The 19,499-nt window shown below is 66.2% G+C and carries 18 protein-coding genes; 11 read left to right on the top strand and 7 right to left on the bottom strand.

Going from position 1 to position 19,499, the window contains the following annotated elements:
• Positions 1 to 576: 576 nt before the first annotated feature.
• The gene (glpK, locus tag ACMKFF_RS03755) at positions 577 to 2,067 is read right to left on the bottom strand and encodes a glycerol kinase GlpK (protein ID WP_419496087.1); all 1,491 of its coding nucleotides are present in this window, start codon (positions 2,065 to 2,067) and stop codon (positions 577 to 579) included.
• Between the two features lie 9 nt (positions 2,068 to 2,076).
• Positions 2,077 to 2,988, bottom strand: coding sequence for a nucleoside kinase (locus ACMKFF_RS03760; protein WP_419496088.1), 912 nt, complete (start codon positions 2,986 to 2,988; stop codon positions 2,077 to 2,079).
• A gap of 274 nt (positions 2,989 to 3,262) precedes the next feature.
• Between ACMKFF_RS03760 and ACMKFF_RS03765 the strand changes: the two genes are divergently transcribed.
• The 7 genes from ACMKFF_RS03765 to ACMKFF_RS03795 are packed head-to-tail and all read left to right on the top strand — an operon-like array spanning position 3,263 to position 10,933.
• Positions 3,263 to 4,666 (top strand): MATE family efflux transporter, encoded by a 1,404-nt coding sequence (locus tag ACMKFF_RS03765; protein WP_419496089.1) that lies wholly within the window; start codon positions 3,263 to 3,265, stop codon positions 4,664 to 4,666.
• Between the two features lie 21 nt (positions 4,667 to 4,687).
• A complete protein-coding gene (aroF, locus tag ACMKFF_RS03770) occupies positions 4,688 to 5,689 on the top strand; it encodes a 3-deoxy-7-phosphoheptulonate synthase (protein WP_419496090.1) in 1,002 nt (333 codons plus the stop codon).
• Positions 5,686 to 6,705 carry a 3-dehydroquinate synthase gene (gene aroB / locus ACMKFF_RS03775; RefSeq protein ID WP_419496091.1) on the top strand — a complete coding sequence of 340 codons (1,020 nt, stop codon included), beginning with the start codon at positions 5,686 to 5,688 and terminating at the stop codon, positions 6,703 to 6,705. Before aroF ends, aroB begins: the two co-directional genes overlap by 4 nt.
• 1 nt (position 6,706) lies before the next feature.
• Positions 6,707 to 7,957, top strand: coding sequence for a 3-phosphoshikimate 1-carboxyvinyltransferase (gene aroA, locus ACMKFF_RS03780; RefSeq protein WP_419496092.1), 1,251 nt, complete (start codon positions 6,707 to 6,709; stop codon positions 7,955 to 7,957).
• The gene (aroC, locus tag ACMKFF_RS03785; RefSeq protein WP_419496093.1) at positions 7,954 to 9,030 is read left to right on the top strand and encodes a chorismate synthase; all 1,077 of its coding nucleotides are present in this window, start codon (positions 7,954 to 7,956) and stop codon (positions 9,028 to 9,030) included. Before aroA ends, aroC begins: the two co-directional genes overlap by 4 nt.
• Positions 9,018 to 10,511, top strand: a complete 1,494-nt coding sequence (locus tag ACMKFF_RS03790) for a shikimate kinase (RefSeq protein ID WP_419496094.1) — start codon at positions 9,018 to 9,020, stop codon at positions 10,509 to 10,511. Before aroC ends, ACMKFF_RS03790 begins: the two co-directional genes overlap by 13 nt.
• Positions 10,508 to 10,933 carry a type II 3-dehydroquinate dehydratase gene (locus ACMKFF_RS03795; protein ID WP_419496095.1) on the top strand — a complete coding sequence of 142 codons (426 nt, stop codon included), beginning with the start codon at positions 10,508 to 10,510 and terminating at the stop codon, positions 10,931 to 10,933. Before ACMKFF_RS03790 ends, ACMKFF_RS03795 begins: the two co-directional genes overlap by 4 nt.
• Here the strand turns inward: ACMKFF_RS03795 and ACMKFF_RS03800 are convergent.
• A complete protein-coding gene (locus ACMKFF_RS03800) occupies positions 10,928 to 11,434 on the bottom strand; it encodes a nucleoside recognition domain-containing protein (RefSeq protein WP_418487958.1) in 507 nt (168 codons plus the stop codon). The genes ACMKFF_RS03795 and ACMKFF_RS03800 overlap by 6 nt on opposite strands.
• Positions 11,427 to 12,008: a nucleoside recognition domain-containing protein gene (locus tag ACMKFF_RS03805; protein WP_367927421.1), complete on the bottom strand. Its 582-nt coding sequence runs from the start codon at positions 12,006 to 12,008 to the stop codon at positions 11,427 to 11,429. Before ACMKFF_RS03805 ends, ACMKFF_RS03800 begins: the two co-directional genes overlap by 8 nt.
• Positions 12,009 to 12,158: 150 nt before the next feature.
• Between ACMKFF_RS03805 and ACMKFF_RS03810 the strand changes: the two genes are divergently transcribed.
• The 3 genes from ACMKFF_RS03810 to ACMKFF_RS03820 all read left to right on the top strand — a co-directional run bounded on the left by ACMKFF_RS03810 (position 12,159) and on the right by ACMKFF_RS03820 (position 13,885).
• Positions 12,159 to 12,440, top strand: coding sequence for an AbrB/MazE/SpoVT family DNA-binding domain-containing protein (locus ACMKFF_RS03810; protein WP_349136934.1), 282 nt, complete (start codon positions 12,159 to 12,161; stop codon positions 12,438 to 12,440).
• 45 nt (positions 12,441 to 12,485) lie between these two features.
• A complete protein-coding gene (locus tag ACMKFF_RS03815; protein WP_419496096.1) occupies positions 12,486 to 13,130 on the top strand; it encodes a hypothetical protein in 645 nt (214 codons plus the stop codon).
• Between the two features lie 107 nt (positions 13,131 to 13,237).
• Positions 13,238 to 13,885 (top strand): DUF2461 domain-containing protein, encoded by a 648-nt coding sequence (locus ACMKFF_RS03820; RefSeq protein ID WP_419496097.1) that lies wholly within the window; start codon positions 13,238 to 13,240, stop codon positions 13,883 to 13,885.
• A 650-nt stretch (positions 13,886 to 14,535) separates the two neighbouring features.
• On the opposite strand, the gene ACMKFF_RS03825 is transcribed toward ACMKFF_RS03820, so the two are convergent.
• Together ACMKFF_RS03825 and ACMKFF_RS03830 are read right to left on the bottom strand one after the other, a co-directional pair.
• The gene (locus tag ACMKFF_RS03825; RefSeq protein ID WP_419496098.1) at positions 14,536 to 15,489 is read right to left on the bottom strand and encodes a D-2-hydroxyacid dehydrogenase; all 954 of its coding nucleotides are present in this window, start codon (positions 15,487 to 15,489) and stop codon (positions 14,536 to 14,538) included.
• A 3-nt stretch (positions 15,490 to 15,492) separates the two neighbouring features.
• Positions 15,493 to 15,936 carry a hypothetical protein gene (locus ACMKFF_RS03830; RefSeq protein WP_419496099.1) on the bottom strand — a complete coding sequence of 148 codons (444 nt, stop codon included), beginning with the start codon at positions 15,934 to 15,936 and terminating at the stop codon, positions 15,493 to 15,495.
• Between the two features lie 159 nt (positions 15,937 to 16,095).
• Between ACMKFF_RS03830 and ACMKFF_RS03835 the strand changes: the two genes are divergently transcribed.
• A complete protein-coding gene (locus ACMKFF_RS03835; protein ID WP_419496100.1) occupies positions 16,096 to 18,687 on the top strand; it encodes an S-layer homology domain-containing protein in 2,592 nt (863 codons plus the stop codon).
• A 225-nt stretch (positions 18,688 to 18,912) separates the two neighbouring features.
• Here ACMKFF_RS03835 and ACMKFF_RS03840 read toward each other — a convergent pair whose 3' ends face one another.
• Positions 18,913 to 19,482, bottom strand: a complete 570-nt coding sequence (locus ACMKFF_RS03840; RefSeq protein WP_419496101.1) for a TetR/AcrR family transcriptional regulator — start codon at positions 19,480 to 19,482, stop codon at positions 18,913 to 18,915.
• Between the last annotated feature and the right edge of the window lie 17 nt (positions 19,483 to 19,499).

Below are 19,499 nucleotides of genomic sequence, written 5' to 3' on the forward strand. Positions count from 1 at the left end.
TTTTTTGTTATGGAATGCAGTGCAAATCGTAGGGGCGAGGCATGCCTCGCCCGTCCGCGGAGCGGCAATCGGACGGCCGAATCGATGCGCCGCACCGCTCCCCGCGCCATGCCCCTTGATGTGTCATTATGAGGCCCCAACGGGGCCGTGGCGCCCTGAGCGCGCAGCGCGAGGAAGTGCCCTTGGGGTGCAATCTCGCAGTACCCGGTCAGATAACAGGAAAGCCTCGGCGAATTCGCAGACTGTTGCGTGAGATTGCCACGTCGCTTCGCTCCTCGCAATGACACGTCAGGGTGGTGCGGCGGTGCACCAGCGTCCTTACGCGGTTGAATAGCCCCGTACAGGGCGCTCGCTGAGCGCCGCTACAGACGCAATCGGTTGGTACGTTTTTATCGGAAGCTGGTACGGACTGCAAGTGCCTTCCCGAGATTGCCACGGGCGCGAAGCGCCCTCGCAATGACAAATCGGGGGCCATCACCGTTTTAGCGATAGCCCGTGCGAATCGTTCGTGCAGCGCCGGGCCCGGCTGTCCGCTCCCCTACAGCGCATCATCGGCGGCCTCGCGTCATTTTCCGCTTACTCTTCTTTCGCCCAATCGAGGCTCCTGCCGACGGCCTTTGCCCAGCCGCGGCGATTTTTTTCGCGCTGCTCGGCCGTCATATGCGGCAGGAAGCTGACATCGCACCGCCACTGGCGGCGCAGCTCGTCCGGATCGTGCCAGATGCCGACGGCGAGCCCGGCCAGATACGCCGCGCCGAGGGCCGTCGTCTCGCGGATGACGGGGCGGCGCACCGGCGTGGCCAGCATGTCCGCCTGGAACTGCATGAGGAAGGCATCGCGGCTCGCACCGCCGTCGACGCGCAGCTCGCGCAGCGGCACGCCGGTGTCCTTCTCCATGGCGGCGACGAGGTCCATGCTCTGGTAGGCGATGGATTCCTGCGCGGCGCGGATGATGTGCTCGCGCTTCGTGCCGCGCGTGATGCCGACGATGGCCCCGCGGGCGTACATATCCCAATACGGCGCGCCGAGGCCCGTGAAGGCCGGGACAAAATACACGCCGCCGGTGGAGTCGACCTTCTGCGCATAATACTCCGCGTCGCTCGCCTCGCTGAGGAAGCGCATCTCGTCGCGCAGCCACTGGATGACGGCCCCACCGACAAAGACGCTGCCCTCGAGGGCATAGGTCACATGGCCGCCGAGCCCGGCCGCAATGGTCGTGACAAGACCGTGGCGGCTGACGCAGGGCGTCTCGCCCGTGTTCATGAGCAGGAAGCAGCCCGTGCCGTAGGTATTCTTGGCCTCGCCGGGGGCGAAGCAGCACTGGCCGAACAGCGCGGCCTGCTGGTCGCCCGCCGCGCCCGCGATGGGAATTTCCACACCCTGGATGTTGCAGGTGCCGAAGTCGCCGCTGCTCGGGCGGACGTCCGGCAGCATGCAGCGCGGGATGCGCAGGACCTGCAGGAGCGTCTCGTCCCAGTCGAGGCGGCGGATGTCAAAGAGCATGGTGCGTGAGGCGTTTGTCACGTCCGTTGCGTGGACGCGGCCGCGCGTCAGCTTCCAGATGAGCCACGAATCCACTGTGCCGAACAGCAGCTCACCGCGCTCGGCGCGCTCCTGCGCACCGGGCACATGGTCGAGGATCCACCGAATTTTTGTAGCCGAGAAATAGGCGTCCGGCACAAGGCCCGTGACGGTCCGAATGTGCTCCGTCAGCCCGCCGGCGCGCAGCCGGTCGCACAGGGCGGCCGTGCGGCGGCACTGCCAGACGATGGCAGGGTAAATGGGGCGGCCCGTGGCCTTTTCCCAGACGATGGTCGTCTCGCGCTGGTTCGTGATGCCGATGGCGGCGATCTCCGCGGGGTCGATGCCGCCGCGCGTGATGGCCTCCATCATGACGCCGTACTGGCTGGAGTATAATTCGAGCGGATCGTGCTCCACCCAGCCCGCCTGCGGGTAGAGCTGGGGGAATTCCTTCTGCGCGGAGGCGACGATCTGCTGGGAGCGGTCAAAGACGATGGCGCGGCTGCTCGTCGTGCCCTGATCGAGGGCGACAAGGTATTTTTTCATGGTTCCTCCTCAGTAAGGCAGCGTGCTGCCGCCGATGAATTCGCGCAGGAGGGAATCTTGCGGCACGAGATCCGCCGGGACGTCCGGCAGCTCCCGCATGACCTCGACCACGTCGGACAGCTCCGGTAGGGCAAGGCGCTCCAGTTCGTCCCGCAGCAGCGGGCGGTAGACGCCGAGCTCGGCGGAATAGAACGAGTCGATGCTGCCGTGGGCGCGCGGCTTGAAGGGCATGATATAGCGCTGCTCGCCGCGGTCGACGCGCTCGCGCATGGCGATGGTCTCGGACAGGGCGCGGCCACGGCCCGTGCCGTCGCGCAGCATACGGCGGACGAGACGGATCTTCGACGGATGGAGCGGATGGCCGCTGCGCGGGGTGATGCGCGTGCGGACGCTGACATAGATGCGCGTCGTGCGGCCGTCATAGCCCGTGACCTCCGGGTTCAGGGCGTGGATGCCCTCCAGAATGACCAGCTCACCGGGCCGCCTGCGCAGTGTGCGGCCATCGAAGACACGGACGCTGTTTTTGAAGTCATAGCGCGGCAGCTCCACCTCCTCGCCCGCCAGCAGCTTGCCGAGCTGCTCCTGGAAAAACGGCACGTCGACGCGCGACGGGCGCTCGAGGTCCAGCTCGTTGCGGCTGAAAAGCTCCAGCTCCCGCTCCGTGAGCGGGCAGAAATAGTCGTCCATGGAGAGCGTGTGCGTCTCCATGCCGCGGCGGTCCAGCTCCCGCTCGATGAGCAGGGCGGTCGTCGTCTTGCCGGAGCCGGACGGCCCCGCCAGCAGCACGGCCGGGCGCTCCTGCGCATGGGCGGCGATGAGATCGGCCGCGCGGATGATCTGCTGTTCATAAAGTCTGCGGTCATGCTCCAGCACCGCGGCGGGGTCCTGCGCAAGCAGGGCGCTGAGCTGATCGGTCGTCATAGGGCGTTCCTCCTCTGGGTCCCGGAAAAGCCGGGGCGTGTTTCCTTCCAGTATAGCACAACGCGCGGGAAAATGTTGACGGATTTCTGATTTTTGTGCAAATTGCCGGTTCTTTCGACAGCCCGCCGCATGCCGCGGCAGGGCCTTGCACAGCTTGTCAAAAAAGTCCCTCCGAAACGTTCGGCTGGGCAGATTTTTTGACAGTCTGCTTGCATTCCTTACCTGTCTCCTCTATAATATAAACTGCATGACTGTGGTTAGGAGAAAGAAAGCAATGAGTAGTTTGAAGGAAAACAAAATGGGCACGATGCCCATTGGGCGGCTGCTGCTGACCATGGCGCTGCCGATGGCCCTGTCCATGCTGGTGCAGGCGCTTTACAACGTGGTCGACAGCGCCTTTGTCGCGAAAATTTCGGACGTTAATCAGGACGCACTCAACGCCGTTTCGCTGGCCTTCCCGGTGCAGAACATCATGATCGGCATCGCAACGGGCACTGCCGTCGGCGTCAATGCCCTGCTGTCGCGCGCGCTCGGCGAACGCGATGCGGATATGGTGAACCGCTCCGCCCTGAACGGCGTCTTTCTTGCCGGGCTGGGCATGCTGCTCAGCGCTCTGTTCGGCATTTTCTGCGCAGAGCTCTTCATGCGCTCCCAGACGTCGAACGAAGCCGTCATTGCCTACGGCACGGCCTATATCCGCATCATCACGATCGCCTCGTTCGGCATTTTCGGCGAGATCATCTTTGAGCGCCTGCTCCAGTCCACGGGCCGCACGATCTACACCCTCGTCACGCAGGGCACCGGCGCGGTCCTGAACATCATTTTTGACCCCATCCTCATCTTCGGCCTGTTCGGCCTGCCGCGCATGGAGGTCGCAGGCGCGGCCGTGGCCACGGTGCTCGGCCAGATCGTGGCGTTTATTCTGGCCATGATCCTCAACCACCGCAAAAATCCGGACGTCCGCCTGCATCTGCGCGGCTTCCGCCCGGACTGGAAGCTCATCGGCCGCATTCTGGCCATCGGCGTGCCGTCCATGATCATGGTTGCCATCGGCTCGGTGATGTACTACGGCATGAATCTCGTGCTCATGCGCTTTGAGCACGTCCGCGTGGGCCTCGGTGAGGTCGGCACGGCCGTCTTCGGCGCATACTACAAGCTGCAGAGCTTCATCTTCATGCCGGTGTTCGGCATCAACAACGCCGCGCTGGCTATTGCGGCCTATAACTACGGCGCGCGGAAGCCGAAGCGCATCCTCGGCGTGCTGAAGTGCGGCATCCTCGGCGCAACGGCGCTGATGGTGATCGGCGTGGCGGCCTTCCAGCTCATCCCGCAGGTCCTGCTCGGCCTGTTCAACGCCAATGCGGACATGCTGGCCGTCGGCGACCCGGCGCTGCGCACCATGAGCCTCGCCTTCGTGTTCGCAGGCGCGTGCATCATCGTCGGCGGCGTGTTCCAGGCTCTCGGCAACAGCGTCTACAGCATGATCGTCTCCATCGCGCGCCAGCTGGTCGTGCTGCTTCCGGTGGCCTACCTGCTGTCGCTTTCCGGGAACATCGACGCCGTCTGGTTCGCCTTCCCGATCGCGGAGGTCGCCTCGCTGGCGATGACGGTCATCCTGTTCCTCCGCCTGTATCGGAAGAAGATCCACCCGCTCAGCCGGATGCCGGCGGCAGAATAAGCGAGAAGGAGGAACGGCCCGATGGTCATTCTGCTGAAACAGCATGCCCCGCAGGCGGAGCAGGAGCGCCTGCTTTCCTGGCTGCGGGAGCTTGGCGCGGAGGTCCGCGTCACCGGCACGCCGGAGCGGCCGTTTTTCTGCCTGACGGGCGACATTTCCCGCATCGATCCCGGCCTTGCGGCGCGCTTCCCGGCCGTGGAGGACGTCCTCCGGCTGACGGAGCCCTATCCCCTGTGCAGCCGCCGCCTGCACCCCGAGCCGACGGTCGTCTCCGTGGGCGGCGCGCGCTTCGGCGGCGGGAACTTCGGCCTGATCGCGGGGCCGTGCGCCGTGGAATCGGAGGAGCAGATCTTTACGGCAGCCCGGCAGGCCAAGGCCGCGGGCGTCTGCCTGCTGCGCGGCGGGGCGTTCAAGCCGCGCACCTCTCCCTATGATTTTTCCGGGCTGGGCGCCGAGGGGCTGCGCCTGCTCATCGCCGCCGGGCACGAGACGGGGCTTCCCGTCGTGTCCGAGCTGATGAGCACCGCCCAGCTCGACGCGTTCGCCGATGTGGACGTCATCCAGATCGGCGCGCGCAATATGCAGAACTATGACCTGCTGCGGGCGCTCGGCCGCAGCGAAAAGCCGGTGCTGCTCAAGCGCGGCGTCGGCGCGGCGCTGCAGGAGCTTCTGCTGAGTGCGGAGTATCTTCTGGCGGCGGGCAACCCGCGCGTGATGCTCTGCGAGCGCGGTATCCGCACGTTCGACACGTTTACGCGCGGCACGCTCGACCTTGCGGCTGTGCCCGCCCTGCATGAAATGACCCATCTCCCCGTCCTCGTCGACCCGAGCCATGCGGCCGGTCGCGCGGCCCTTGTGACGCCGCTGGCGCTGGCTGCCGCGGCCTGCGGAGCCGACGGCGTGATGGTGGAGATGCACCCTGACCCGCTGCACGCCCGGTGCGACGGGGCGCAGGCTCTGCTGCCGGAGGAGCTGGCAGCGCTGTCACAGCGGCTGCACGCCGTGCGGGAGGCCTGCAGATGAAGATCGACATTCCCGTTTCGCAGCCCTACCGCGTGGACATCGCGCCGGGGCTGCTGGACGACCTTGGCCGCTATGTTTCCTCGGGAACGGCGGCCCTTGTCGTAACCGAGGAGCATGTGGCTCCGCTCCTGCTGGAGCGCGCCTGCCGTGCACTGTGCGCTGCCGGCGTGCGCGCCGTTCCGGCCGTCCTCCCCGCCGGGGAGGAGACAAAGTCGCTGGCGCAGTATGCCGCCCTGCTCCATAAGCTGGCCGAGGCGGGCCTGACCCGCGCCGACACGGTCGTTGCGCTCGGCGGCGGCGTTATCGGCGATCTGGCGGGCTTTGCGGCCGCGACATGGCTGCGCGGCATCCGTCTGGTGCAGGTGCCGACGACGCTGCTTGCCATGGTGGATTCGTCCGTCGGCGGCAAGACGGCCATCGACCTGCCGGAGGGCAAAAACCTCGTCGGCGCGTTCCATCAGCCCGCCGCCGTCGTGTGCGACCCGCAGCTGCTGGACACGCTGCCGCCCGCCATCCTGCGCGACGGCTGCGCCGAGGCGCTGAAGACGGCCGTGCTGTTCGACCCGGACCTGTTTTCCCATCTGGCCGCGCGCGGCACGGACTTCGACCGCATGACGGTCCTGCCCCGCTGCGTCGCCTGCAAGCGAGACGCCGTGTGCGCCGACGAATTCGACCGCGGTGCGCGGCAGCTGCTGAACCTCGGCCACACAGCCGGGCACGCCATCGAGACACTCAGCGGCTACCGCATTTCGCACGGCCATGCCGTGGCCATCGGCCTTGCCATAATGGCGCGGGCCTTCTGCCGCGATGCCGCAGAGATCGAGGCTGCGCTCATAAAGCTCGGCCTGCCCACCCGAACGGAATTTTCGCCGGAGCAGCTGGCACAGGCCGCACTGGCGGATAAAAAGCGCGCGGGAGAGCGCATTACGCTCGTCATTCCCCGCGCCATCGGCGACTGCGTGCTCTGGGAGGTCCCGGTGGACACGCTGCCGGATATTTTTGAAAGAGGAATGTGACATGGAGCTGTTCCTGCCGCACGGCCCGCTCGGCGGGCGAGTTGCCTCCATTGCGTCAAAATCGCAGCTGCAGCGGCTGCTGCTGTGCGCCGCGCTGGCCGACCGCGAGACGGTCGTGCACGGTGCTTCGGACGCCGCGGACGTGCAGGCGATGTGCCGCTGCCTGCGGGCGCTCGGCGCGCGCGTGACGGCGGACGGAAAGACACTGCGGGTGCAGCCGGTCACAGAGCGGGCGCACGGCGCGGCGGATTGCGGCGAAAGCGGCGCGACGCTGCGCTTTTTGCTGCCCGTGGCGGCGGCGCTCGGGAGAGAAACGACGTTCCGTCTGCACGGCCGCCTGCCGCAGCGGCCGCTCGGCCCGCTGTGGGAGGCGCTGGAGGCACACGGCGTCCGGCTGAGTCGCCCCGCGCCGGGCGAGCTTCTCTGCGCGGGCAGACTGGAAAACGGCCGTTTTTTGCTGCCGGGGGATGTTTCGTCCCAGTTTTTCTCCGGCCTGCTGTTCGCCCTGCCGCTGCTTTCCGGTCCCTCGGAGCTGCATGCGGCCACGCCGCCGGAATCGGCGGGCTATATCGCCATGACGCTTGCAGCACTCCGGCGCTTCGGCATCGCCGCGGAGCCGCTCCCGGACGGCTGGGCCGTCCCCGGCGGGCAGCGGTACCGCTCCCCCGCCGCGGTCCGGGCGGAGGGCGACTGGTCGAACGCGGCCTTCTGGCTTGCGGCGGGCGCGCTCTCGCGGCCGGTGACGGTCACGGGCCTGCAGGCGGAGTCCGGGCAGGGCGACCGCGTGATTCTGGAGGATCTGCGCCGCTTTGGTGCAGAAGTTGAGCAGAACGCAGACGCCGTGACGGTCCGTCCCGCGCCGCTGCACGGCTGCAGCCTCGACGTGCGCAGCACGCCCGATCTGGCTCCGCCGCTGGCCCTGCTGGCGGCCTGCGCCGCCGGGACGACGCGGATCACGGGCGCGGCAAGACTGCGCTATAAGGAAAGCGACCGGCTCGCGAGCATCGCCGCCGCACTGCGCGCTCTCGGTGCAGACGTGCGGGACCTGCCGGACGGGCTGGAGATCACGGGCGGCAGGCTGACAGGCGGCACGGTGGACGCCTGCGGCGACCATCGCATCGCCATGCTGGCCGCGATCGCCTCGGCACGCTGCGATGTGCGGCTGCGCGGGGCGGAATGTGTGGAAAAATCGGACCCGTATTTCTGGCAGACGCTTGCCGGACTGCGGAGCGGAACGGAGGAGAGCAGATGAGCAGCAGCTTCGGAACGGTGCTGAAATTACAGCTTTTTGGTGAATCGCACGGTCCGGCCGTGGGCATGTGCCTCGACGGCTTCCCGGCGGGCTTCCGGCCCGATCTTACGGCCCTGCAGGCTTTTCTGGACCGGCGCGCGCCGGGGCGCAGCGCCCTGACGAGCGCCCGCCGCGAGGCGGACCGCCCGGAATTCCTGAGCGGCCTTGCGGACGGCCTGACCTGCGGCGCGCCGCTGACGGCCGTGCTGCCCAACGGCGACGCCCACCCGGCGGACTATGCCGGGCTGGAGGATACGCCCCGTCCGTCGCACGCGGACTACCCCGCCGCCGTAAAATTTCACGGCGCACAGGCCGCCTCGGGCGGCGGGCATTTCTCCGGGCGGCTTACCGCGCCCCTGTGCGTGGCGGGCGGCCTGTGCCTGCAGCTGCTGGCGGCGCAGGGCGTGGAGATTTTCGCCCATATCGCGCAGATCGGGAGCATCCCGGACCGCGCGTTCGATCCCCTTGCGCCGGAGCGGCCGGGCAGCGGTTTTCCGGTGCTGGATGCCGCGGCAGGCGAGGCCATGCGCGCGGAGATCGCGGCAGCGGCAGCGGCGGGGGACTCCGTCGGCGGCGTGGTGGAATGCGCGGTGACGGGCCTGCCCGCCGGAGTCGGCGCGCCGATGTTCGACGGGCTGGAAAACCGGCTGGCGCAGGCGCTGTTTGCCATTCCCGCCGTGAAGGGCGTGGAGTTCGGCAGCGGCTTTGCGGGCGCGGCCCTGCGCGGCAGTGAAAACAACGACCCCTATTGCATGAAAAACGGCGCGGTATGCACACGCACGAACCACGCGGGCGGCATCCTCGGCGGGCTTTCCACCGGCATGCCGATTGTATTCCGCGCGGCCTTCAAGCCCACGCCGTCTATCGCCCTGCCGCAGCAGACGGTGCGTCTGTCGGACGGCGCGCCCGTCACGCTGGAGCTGCGCGGGCGGCACGACCCCTGCATCGTCCAGAGGGCTGTTCCCTGCGTGGAGGCTGCGGCTGCGGTCGCGGTGCTGGACGCCGCACTGGAGGCACGGATATGGAAGCTTTGAACGACCTGCGGCAGGATATCGACGCGCTGGATGCGCAGCTCGCGGCCCTGTACCGCCGCCGGATGGATGTGGCCGCGCGCATTGCGGCCGTGAAGCGGGAGCAGGGTCTGCCGGTCCTGCAGCCCGAGCGGGAGCAGGAAATCCGTGCCCGGCTTGCGGAGCTGGCCGCCCCGGCCCTGCAGCCCGGTATGCAGGCCTGGTTCGGGGCCCTGCGCGCCGCGAGCCGTGACTGGCAGGAAAGCAGCCCCGCCCCCGGCGCGAGCCTGCGCTGCGGCCTGCTGGGCGAACACCTGCGCCACAGCTATTCCCCGGAAATTCACGCCATGCTCGGCGCGTATTCCTATGACCTGTTCGAGGTCCCGCCGGAGGGGCTGGCGGACTTCCTGCACGGCGCGGCATGGGACGGGCTGAACGTGACCATCCCCTATAAGCGCGCCGTCGTGCCGTTCTGCGCGGCGCTCTCGCCCATGGCAAAGCAGACCGGCAGCGTGAACACGCTCGTCCGCCGGGCGGACGGCACGCTGTACGGCGCGAACACGGACGCCGACGGCTTTCGCCTGCTTCTGGAGCGGGGCGGCGGCATCGCACCCGGCGAAAAGGCCCTTGTGCTCGGCTCCGGCGGAGCCTCGCAGACGGTGCAGGCCGTGCTGCGGGCGCAGGGGGCCGAGGTCGTCGTGATCTCCCGGCGCGGGCCGGTGACCTACGACATGATCGAGCAGCATGCGGACGCGCGGCTCGTCGTCAACGCGACGCCCGTCGGCATGTATCCCGGAAACGGCGTCTCGCCGCTCGACCTGCGGCGGGTGCCGCAGTGCCGGTGCGTGCTGGACCTTGTGTATAACCCCGCGCGCACGGCCCTGCTGCAGCAGGCGGAGCGGCTCGGGCTGCGGGCCGAAAACGGCCTTTCCATGCTGGCGGAGCAGGCCCGCTGCGCGGCGGAGCTGTTTTTGCAGCGGCCCATCGACCCGGCGCGCACGGCGGTCATCACGGACGCGCTGCAGAAGCGCATGCGCAGTCTCATCCTCATCGGTATGCCCGGCGCGGGCAAGACGACCGTCGGCCGCCTGCTGGCACAGCGGCTGGGCCGCGACTTTTTCGACGCGGACGAGGAGCTGGAGCGGCGCTTCGGCTGCGATATCCCGACATTTTTCGCGCGCGAGGGCGAGGCTGCCTTCCGCGCAGAGGAGACGACCCTGCTGGCAGAGCTGGGCAAACGCTCCGGCTGCGTCATCGCCACGGGCGGCGGCTGCGTCACCCGGCCGGAAAACGAGCCGCTGCTGCGTCAGAACGCCGCCGTCATCTGGCTGCAGCGCGCGCTTGACCGGCTGCCCGTCGCCGGGCGGCCCGTGAGCCGGTGCACGACGCCGGAGGCGCTTTACGCGCAGCGCGCCGCGGCCTATGCCCGCTTTTCCGACGGCACGGCCGACAACAACGGCACGCCGGACGAGACCGTCCGGCAGATTCTGGAGGCATGGACATGAACATTCTGGTGCTGAACGGCCCGAACCTCAACCTGCTGGGCCTGCGCGAGCCGGAGCTTTACGGCCGCGAGGACTATGCCGCCCTCGAGCGCTTCATCCGCGCGGCGGCGCAGGAGGCCGGGGCCGCAGTCACGATCCGGCAGAGCAATTACGAGGGTGAGCTTGTGACGTGGGTGCAGCAGGCCCACGGCGTGTTCGACGGCCTCGTCATCAACGCCGCCGCCTATACGCACACGTCCGTCGCCCTGCTCGACGCGCTCAAGGCCGTCCGTCTGCCTGCGGCCGAGGTCCATCTGACGGACATCGACGCGCGGGAGCCGTTCCGCCGCGTTTCCTACGTCGGCATGGCCTGCGGCGCGCACTTCAAGGGTCTCGGCTTCGAGGGCTACCGCCGCGCCATCCGCTGGCTCTGCGGTCTATAAAAAGCGCGCCGTCAGCGCAGCGACCAGAAACCCCGTCAGGTCGGCGATGAGCGCCGCGGGCACGGCATAGCGCGTGCGGCGGATCCCGGCCGCGCCGAAATAGACGGAAATGGTATAAAACGTCGTCTCCGTGCTGCCGAGCACAACGGCGGCCGTCCGGCCGATGAGCGAATCCGCGCCATACTGCGCCATGAGGTCCGCGCCGACGGCCAGCGCCGCGCTGCCGGAGACCGGCCGCAGCAGCAGGAGCGGCAGGACCTGCGGCGGCAGGCCGAGCGCACGCGCCGCGGGTGCGAGCCGGCTGGTGAGCAGATCCACGGCCCCGGAGGCGCGCAGCAGATGCACGGCCGTCAGCAGCATGACAAGGGCCGGAACGATGGAAACGAGCAGGCGCAGACCGTCCAGCCCGCCCTCGAGCAGGGCGGCATAGAGGTCCTGCCGCCGTGCGAGCGCCGCAACGGCCACGGCGGCCAGCAGCATCGGAATGAGCAGGTCAAGCACGGCTCGCCCTCCCGAAGAGGAACGCCGCAAGCAGCCCGGCCGTCACGGAGCACACAGACGTGAGCCAGACAGCGGGCAGGATGTCGAACGGCGCGGCGGCCCCGTTTGCCGCCCGCACGGCCGCAACGGTCGTGGGCAGCAGCTGGATGGACGCCGTGTTCAGCACGATGAGGCGGCACATCTCGTCCGTGGCGCGGGCGCTGCCGGAGCGCTGCTGCATCCGGCGCACGGCGGCGATGCCCATGGGCGTGGCCGCATTGCCCAGCCCCAGCAGGTTGGCTGCGACATTGGCCGTCAGGTAGCCCATGGCCGTCTCGTCCTGCGCCGTCTGCGGGAACAGGCGGCGGAAGACCGGCCGGGCAAGCCGGGCCAGCGCCCGCATGCCCCCCGCGCGCTCAAGCGCCTTTGCCGCCCCGCTCCACAGGCACAGCGCCCCGGCAAGGCCGAGCGCCAGCCGGATCGCGGAGGCCGCTCCCTCCAGTGCGGCGGCCGTCAGCGCGCCGGTCTGCCCCGTGAGCACCGCCGCGCCGAGCGCAAGCAGCACCATTCCCGTCCAGATCCATCCCATGACCATCGTGTACCCCTCCCGGACATCTTCTGTAGCACTATATGGAAAGCTTTTCCGAATTTTGCATAAAGAGCTTGACAGAGTTAGACAAAATGCTATAATGAAGATGTAATCTGACCGGATTCTGCTCAAAAACAGAAATGGGGGGACTGCGCAATGAGAGCAATGGGTATCATCCGAAGACTGGACGAACTGGGCCGCGTTGTGATCCCGGTGGAAATGCGGCGCATGCTGGACCTGGCGGACCGCGACACGGTGGAGATCGCCGTGGACGGCGACCGGATCGTGCTGCAGAAGCACACGCCCCGCTGCGTGTTCTGCAGCCGCAGTGAAGCGCTGGTCGAATATCACAACCGGCGCGTATGTGCGTCGTGCATGCGCGAGCTGAGCGCCATGGGCGGCGGAACAAAGGTCGCGCGGCGGCGCACGGAGGACTGAACCGCTCCGTCTCCCCTCTCGCCGCGCCGAAACGGAGAAAAAGCAATGAAGGATATCCCGGTCTTTTCCTGCCCGGACGGCATCGCCACGCTGATCCTGCGTGAGGTCCCGTTCCGCGGCGAGGGCTATATACTGGTACGCGGCGTGTTCGGCACCCTGGAGGGTCTGCTTGCCGAATGCGCAGGCTTTTGCCGCGCCGCAGGTGCGGAGCGGCTGTTCGCCGCGGGCGAAGCGGATTTTTCCGGCTATCCGGCCGCCATCCGCATTCTCGGGCGCAGCGCGCCGCGGGAGTCGCTGCTGCCCGCGCCGGAGGCGGTGCGCCTTGTTCCCGTCACGGAGGAAACGGCAGCGGACTGGGCGCGGGAATACAATGCGCGCTTCCGGGCCGTGCCCGCAGCGGAGAGCTGCAGCCCAGCGGAGGAGCGCGCGCTGGCTGCGGGCGGCGAGGCCCTGTGGATCTGGGACGGTGCGGAGCGCATCGGCCTTGGCCGCGTGCGCGGCAGTGAGCTGCTGGCAGTGGCAGCTCTGCAGCCGGGCGCGGGCGAACGCTGCGTGCGGGCGCTGGCGGCCCGGTGCGCAGGGCCGGAAGTGCGCCTGACGTGCGCAGAGGAGAACGGGCGCGCCATGCGGCTGTATGACCGGCTCGGCTTTTCCCGCGGCGCGGAGGAGCGCGTGTGGTTTTCCATTTGAGGCTTGCAGCCGGGCGCTGCAGCGGGTATAATAAACGGCGGCAGGAAAACGGCGGCAGGAAGCGCTTCCTGCCGCCGTCTAATTTTGAATCAGAAAAGAGTATGACAATGAGCTTTACCGGATTTTATCCCGAGACGATCGATTTTCTGTGGGGAATTCGCCTGAACAACAACCGTGAATGGTTCGAGGCGCACAAGGCCGACTATCAGCGCTTCCTCTGGGAGCCGATGAAGGCGCTGGCGGCAGACGTCGAGGCCGCATTCACGGGCGTCGAGGGCCTGCGGATGCGCGTTTCACGCATTTACCGCGACATGCGCATGCACCCGCCCGTGCCGTATAAGGAAACGTCGTGGATGTGCCTGCGCCACGACGGCGCAAGCTGGCTGGAGCACCCGTGCCTGTTTTTCGAGCTGACGAGCGAGGGCTACAGCTACGGCCTGCTGCTGTGGAACCCGCGCGCGGCCGCCATGGAGCGCTGGCGCACCCAGCTCGGCGACCGGACGGAGGAATTCCTGCAGATGACCGCCCGCGCAGAGCGGGAGACGGGTCTGCGGCTCGGCGGCCGGGCCTATGTCCGCCCGAAGCAGACGCCGGACGAGCGTCTTGCGCCATATTACAGCCTGCGCAATGTATCAATGATGCGCGAGTGCCCACTGGGGGATGAGCTGTATACGCCCCGGCTGGCCGAGACCGTCCGCGATACGCTGCACGCCCTCCTGCCGCTGTATGAGTTCTGCCTGTCCGCCGTGGGATGACCGGCAGAGACTGCCCCGCTGCCCGCTGCGTTGTAGGGGAGGGGCATGTCCGGCCCGGCTGCGCACTTGCAGTCCGTACAGGCTGCCGTCAAAATGGAAAACGCCCCCGACTTGTCATTGCGAGGAGGCCGCAGGCCGACGTGGCGCCCTGAGCGCGCAGCGCGAGGAAGTGCCCTTGGGGTGCAATCCCGGGAAGGCAGTTACGTTTTCGCCGATAGCTTTCCCACGATGCAGCAGGGTACTGCGAGATTCCCACGTCGCTTCGCTCCTCGGAATGACAATCGGGGGAGCATTTTCGGTCGGCGATGGTGCATACCAACTTGCAGCTGCCAAAGGCGCTCGCTGAGCGCCGCTACAGACGCAATTGGTTTTTACGTTTTTATCGGAAACCGGCACGAATCGTGAGTTTTGCGCCGGGCCCGGCTGTCCGCTCCCCAGCTTGTCAAAAAAGTTCCTTTGGACTTTTTGGACAAGCTGCTTTCAGAATTGCAAAATCAAATTTTGCAGCATGATTTTGCAATTCTGCCGCTGCGGCGGGTTATTTGACGTGAAAGGAAACCCTGACGGTTTCCTTTCACACTATTCTTCCCTCCGAAACTTTCCACTTTCCGTTTTCCATTTGCGGCATGTCCCGCATTTTTCTTTGCAATTTACGGATTCACGACATTCTGCGGCTTGCCTGCCAGGAAGGCGCGCAGGTTTTCCGCGCTGATGGCCTGCAGGCGGCGGCGCGTTTCAAGCGGAGCCCACGCGATATGCGGCGTGAGGAAGCAGTTCGGCGCGGTCAGCAGGGGGTTGTCCGCGCGGATCGGCTCCGCAGAGACGACGTCCATACCGGCGGCCAGCAGCTTGCCGCTGCGCAGCGCGTCGGCCACGGCCTGCTCGTCCAGCAGCCCGCCGCGGGCAGTATTGAGCAGGATCGCCCCATCCTTCATCTGCGCCAGCGCGCCCGCATCGATCATGCGGGCGTTTTCTGCCGTCTGCGGGCAGTGGAGCGACACGACGTCGGACTGCGCCAGCAGCTCCGGCAGGGAGACGAAGCGCGCACCCTCCGGCACGGGCTTTTCATGCCGCGCCGTGACGAGCAGCTTCATGCCGAGGGCCTGCGCGACCGTGCCGACGGCCGAGCCGATGGCGCCGTAGCCGACGATGCCCATGGTCTTGCCGTCCAGCTCGATGAGCGGCCGGTCCCAGAAGCAGAAATCCGGGCAGGTCTGCCACCGGCCCGTGTGCACGGCCCCGGAGTGCAGGCCGACCTGCTGGCAGATCTCCAGCAGCAGGGCAAACGTCATCTGCACAACGGCGCGCGTGGAATAGCCCGGCACGTTGCACACCGTGATGCCGCGGCGCTTTGCGGCGGCGAGGTCGACGATGTTGTAGCCCGTCGCAAGGATACTCACGAGCTTCAGGTTCGGGCAGGCGGCAAAAATTTCGTCCGTCAGGCGGACCTTGTTGATGAAAACGACCTCCGCATCGCCGATGCGGGCGGCAGCATCCTCCTGCGCGGTGCGGTCATAGACCGTCAAATCACCGAGGGCGGCAAATTCATCCCAGCTCAGGTCGCCGGGATTGGCGGCATAGGCATCGAGAATGACAATTTTCATGACTCACGCCCCCCAATATTCGCGCGCGGCATAACGGCTGACAAACGAATACCATGCAATGGCCGCGATCGGGAAAACGATCTCCAGAATATTGCACACCAGCGTATCCATCGCCGGGATGAATACGACGAGCGCCGTGAACGCGCCGCACAGCAGGAACGCGGCGCCGATGATGATCAGGCGCGGCAGGATGTAGTCGATGAAGCCGTCCGGGTCGAGGCAGTCGTCCTTCGTGCACCCGCCGGGATAGAGCAGCTTGTTATCAAACAGGACGCGGTCCCGTCTGAGGCGGAAGACGGTGTAGAACAGGTAGAGCGCCACGGCGGGCAGCAGCACGATCATGAACCAGTCGAGGATGTTGGTCAGCTGGGTCAGGTCGGTGCCGTTCGAGCCGCTCTGCGCAGCGTCCGCGGCATTGGCGGCGGTTTCAAGCAGGCGTGTGAGCATATGGGATCTCCTCCTATGTTTCGATACCATGATTATAGCAAGTCCGGCCGTGCAATGCAACTGCGATTCTCCGGGCGGGCCGAATGCATATTGGGGTTGCATATTCGTCCCCCGCGTGATATGATGAAAGAACCCGAAAAAAACAAACGGAGGTACATCATGAAAAGAAGGATCCTTGCCGTGCTTCTGGCGCTGGCCGTCGTGCTGGCGCTGGCGCTCCCGGCGCTGGCGGCCGTGTCCGCCGACACCGTGCCGTATAACACCGGCACGCGTCACGAGCTCTGCACGGCGCTGAGCGCACAGGCGGAGCAGTATTACACCGACGGCGCAGAAACGCTGCTGAAACTGTCCGGCAGCACCTCAGACAGCTCGCTCGAGAGCATGGACAGCGCCCTTTACCGCGCACTGCAGTCCCTGATGACGGACACCATGACCGATTCCGTCACCTATAAGTCCCTGCCGACCTACTGGGCGCGCACGGATGCCTCACAGGGCAAGGACGGCCTGCTCCTGTTCTACAGCGACACGACCGGCGGCAGCATGAGCCGTGAGCACGTCTGGCCGAAGAGCCGCGCGAGCTTCATGCAGCAGAACGGCGGCAGCGACCTGCACCACCTGCGCCCGGAGGATTCCGGCGTGAATTCCACCCGCAGCAACTACACCATGGGCAACGTGCTGGGCGTCTATCCCGACTGCAGCACGAAGGCCTTCGACGGCAAGACCGTCCTGTGGTACAGCACGAAGAACGACCGCGTCGAGGTCGCCGACAACGTCAAGGGCGACCTGGCGCGCGTGCTGCTGTATGTCTACTGCCGCTGGGGCCAGCCGAACCTGTTTGAAAAGGTCGCCTCCGGCAGCCTGCCCCCCTTTGACAGCGACGACCGCGAGAACACCGGCATGCCCGTCATCGAGAGCCTCGACACCCTGCTCGAATGGATGCAGGAGGACCCCGTGGACACCTGGGAGATGAGCCGCAACGACTGCGTCCAGAAGGTGCAGGGCAACCGCAACGTCTTCATCGACTATCCGGAGTTTGCCTGGCTGCTGTTCGGCCGCGAGCTCCCCGCGGATTATGACACCCCCTCGGGCTATGCCCGCGAGCACGGCAGCGATGCCGGAACGTTCGCGCTCACGGCCGTCTCGTCCGACGAGACCCGCGGCACGGTCACCGTCCGCAGCCACACCGTCACGGCCTTCCCGGCTGAGGGCTACTGCGTGGGCGGCTACACCCTTACCCCGGCGGATGCCGCCGTCGTGAAGCAGAACGGCAACGTCTTCACCGTCAGCCGCATGACGAAGGACTGCACGCTGACCGTGCAGTTTGACCCGCGCACCCCGTCCACCGTGCATTTCTCCGTGCCGGAGGGCGTGACGGCCCCCGCCGATGCGGCGGGCTACACCGGAGACACGTTCACCTTCCCGCAGCCGTCCGGCACGCCGTCTGACACGGCGCACGACTACACGTTCTTCGGCTGGGCCGCCGCCCCGCAGACGGACACGGACAGCCGCCCGGACTTCTCCGCCGCAGGCGCAGAGCAGGTGTTCACGCAGGCGGAGCAGACGTATTACGCGCTCTACTATTATAAAGTCGATGATCCCGACGCCGTCGGCGACGAGTACCGCCGCGTGATGGTCGCTCCGGACGACTGGACGGGCAGCTACTGCATCGTCTCGTCGGACAAGGGCAAGATCATGACGAACACCCCCGGCTCGAAGCCGACGTATCTGGAGGCCGCCGACATCGAGATCGACACCGGCAGCGTCCGCGACCCGAAGTGGGTCTACACGCTCACGGCCGCCGGAGACGGGACGTACTATGTGCGCGACGCGGCGGGCCTCTACCTCAGCTGCACCGGCAAGAAGAACGTCTCTCTGACGGAGACGCCGGATGACACCTGCCGCTGGACGCCGACGCTGAACGGCCTGCAGTCGGACAACGGCATGCTGCAGTACAATGCCAGTTCGCCGCGCTTCACGACCTACACGAGCAGTCAGGCCGCGGCCCATCTCTACGCGCCCGCTGCGGGCTCGAAGACGTGGTACACGACCCTCGGCGGCTCGGAGCCGACGCCGCATGAGCACACCTGGGGCGCCTGGAAGGTGGTCGAAGCGGCGACCTGCTTTCATGACGGGCTTGAAGCAAGAAGCTGCACGGGCTGTGACACTGTGGAAAGCCGCGTGATCCCGGCCAATTCCGACAACTGCCCGTCCAGGGCCTTCACCGACCGTCCGGATCAGGGCTGGTACCACGAGAGCGTGGACTACGTCCTCGAGACCGGTCTCATGAACGGCATGGGCAAGGGCAAGTTCGAGCCGGATACCACCCTCAACCGCGCCATGGTCGCCACGGTCCTCTACCGCCTCTCCGGTGACAAGGTCAGCGCGACGAACGCCTTCCCGGACGTCCCGGCGAACGAGTGGTACGGCGAGGCCGTGGCCTGGGCCCAGCAGAAGGGCATCGTCACGGGCTTCGAGGACGGCACGTTCCGCCCGATGGAGGAGATCAGCCGTCAGGACATGGCGCTCATGCTGCAGCGCTATGCGAAGACCGTCAAGGGAACGGACACGACCCCGACGGGCGACCTCAGCCGCTGGCCGGATGCAGGTCTGGTCGGCTCGTGGGCTGTTGACGCGCTGCGCTGGTGCGTCGGCGCGGGCATCATCAACGGCAAGGACGGCGGCCTCCAGCCGACCGGCAACGCCACCCGCGCAGAGTTCGCGACCATCCTCATGCGCTACGCGAAGCTGTAAAAAATAAAGCACAAGGGCAGGCCAAGTCCGCATTCACGTAAGGACGAAAGGTGCTCAAAAAGGATACGGCATAGCTTACGATCATGTAGGCTATGCCGTTTCTTTTTGCTCTTGTTGTGAGATATCGACTACGCCGATAAAGTTCCACCAGATGACCAAGGTCTGCTTTTTTGACCGTCAATCCTTTTGCAAAGCTTATTATACCACGCAGACATAATATCTATGTTAAGCAAGAGGTTTTTGGGACGATTGGAACACCGAAAGACTGGCTTTTACGACCCGGCTGACAAAATGGATCATTTCCTCTTTGCTGTACTTGTCATAGCCCTCCACAACGACATGCATCAAACCGTTTGACAGATGGGTATACATCATCTCAAGCTCTGTTTCGCTGGCATTGGGCAGTTCTTTCCGCCAGTAAGCAATGCTGTCCTCCTTGGCCAAGGCGATCATCCGCATCAGGACGGTCGAGCTTGTGTTGCCCAGAATCAGCACCCGGCAGGCCTCCTGATTCTGATCGACCATATCGTAGATGGCCTCGATCAGCGCCGTCACATCAAAGGAATTGACATAGCGAAGGGATTTCTCAAATGCATCGATGAGTTCATTCTCAATGCTCTCCATCAGGGCGAAGCAATCGCTGTAATGGGCATAGAAGGTGGCACGGTTAAGCTGCGCCAGCGCGCAGACCTCCTTCACCGTAATCCTGCTGACCGGCTTTTCCTTCAGCAGCTCCAAAAAGGACTGCTTGAGCACCAATTGCGTATAGCGTTTCCTTGCATCCAGCTTCTCCATTTTGCGCTCCTCACAAA

This window comes from Faecousia sp., from assembly GCF_048519415.1.
Classification (GTDB): Bacteria; Bacillota; Clostridia; order Oscillospirales; family Oscillospiraceae; genus JAZOXB01.

What these genes read in the sequence shown, in the direction of transcription:
- ACMKFF_RS03815 (WP_419496096.1), top strand. Translation starts at nt 12,486, where the DNA reads ATGAAGGATATCCCGGTCTTTTCCTGCCCGGACGGCATCGCCACGCTG.
- ACMKFF_RS03760 (WP_419496088.1), bottom strand. Translation starts at nt 2,988, where the DNA reads ATGACGACCGATCAGCTCAGCGCCCTGCTTGCGCAGGACCCCGCCGCG.
- ACMKFF_RS03830 (WP_419496099.1), bottom strand. Translation starts at nt 15,936, where the DNA reads ATGCTCACACGCCTGCTTGAAACCGCCGCCAATGCCGCGGACGCTGCG.
- aroB (WP_419496091.1), top strand. Translation starts at nt 5,686, where the DNA reads ATGAAGATCGACATTCCCGTTTCGCAGCCCTACCGCGTGGACATCGCG.
- ACMKFF_RS03825 (WP_419496098.1), bottom strand. Translation starts at nt 15,489, where the DNA reads ATGAAAATTGTCATTCTCGATGCCTATGCCGCCAATCCCGGCGACCTG.
- glpK (WP_419496087.1), bottom strand. Translation starts at nt 2,067, where the DNA reads ATGAAAAAATACCTTGTCGCCCTCGATCAGGGCACGACGAGCAGCCGC.
- ACMKFF_RS03795 (WP_419496095.1), top strand. Translation starts at nt 10,508, where the DNA reads ATGAACATTCTGGTGCTGAACGGCCCGAACCTCAACCTGCTGGGCCTG.
- ACMKFF_RS03790 (WP_419496094.1), top strand. Translation starts at nt 9,018, where the DNA reads ATGGAAGCTTTGAACGACCTGCGGCAGGATATCGACGCGCTGGATGCG.
- ACMKFF_RS03835 (WP_419496100.1), top strand. Translation starts at nt 16,096, where the DNA reads ATGAAAAGAAGGATCCTTGCCGTGCTTCTGGCGCTGGCCGTCGTGCTG.
- ACMKFF_RS03840 (WP_419496101.1), bottom strand. Translation starts at nt 19,482, where the DNA reads ATGGAGAAGCTGGATGCAAGGAAACGCTATACGCAATTGGTGCTCAAG.
- aroF (WP_419496090.1), top strand. Translation starts at nt 4,688, where the DNA reads ATGGTCATTCTGCTGAAACAGCATGCCCCGCAGGCGGAGCAGGAGCGC.
- aroA (WP_419496092.1), top strand. Translation starts at nt 6,707, where the DNA reads ATGGAGCTGTTCCTGCCGCACGGCCCGCTCGGCGGGCGAGTTGCCTCC.
- ACMKFF_RS03765 (WP_419496089.1), top strand. Translation starts at nt 3,263, where the DNA reads ATGAGTAGTTTGAAGGAAAACAAAATGGGCACGATGCCCATTGGGCGG.
- ACMKFF_RS03805 (WP_367927421.1), bottom strand. Translation starts at nt 12,008, where the DNA reads ATGGTCATGGGATGGATCTGGACGGGAATGGTGCTGCTTGCGCTCGGC.
- ACMKFF_RS03810 (WP_349136934.1), top strand. Translation starts at nt 12,159, where the DNA reads ATGAGAGCAATGGGTATCATCCGAAGACTGGACGAACTGGGCCGCGTT.
- ACMKFF_RS03820 (WP_419496097.1), top strand. Translation starts at nt 13,238, where the DNA reads ATGAGCTTTACCGGATTTTATCCCGAGACGATCGATTTTCTGTGGGGA.
- aroC (WP_419496093.1), top strand. Translation starts at nt 7,954, where the DNA reads ATGAGCAGCAGCTTCGGAACGGTGCTGAAATTACAGCTTTTTGGTGAA.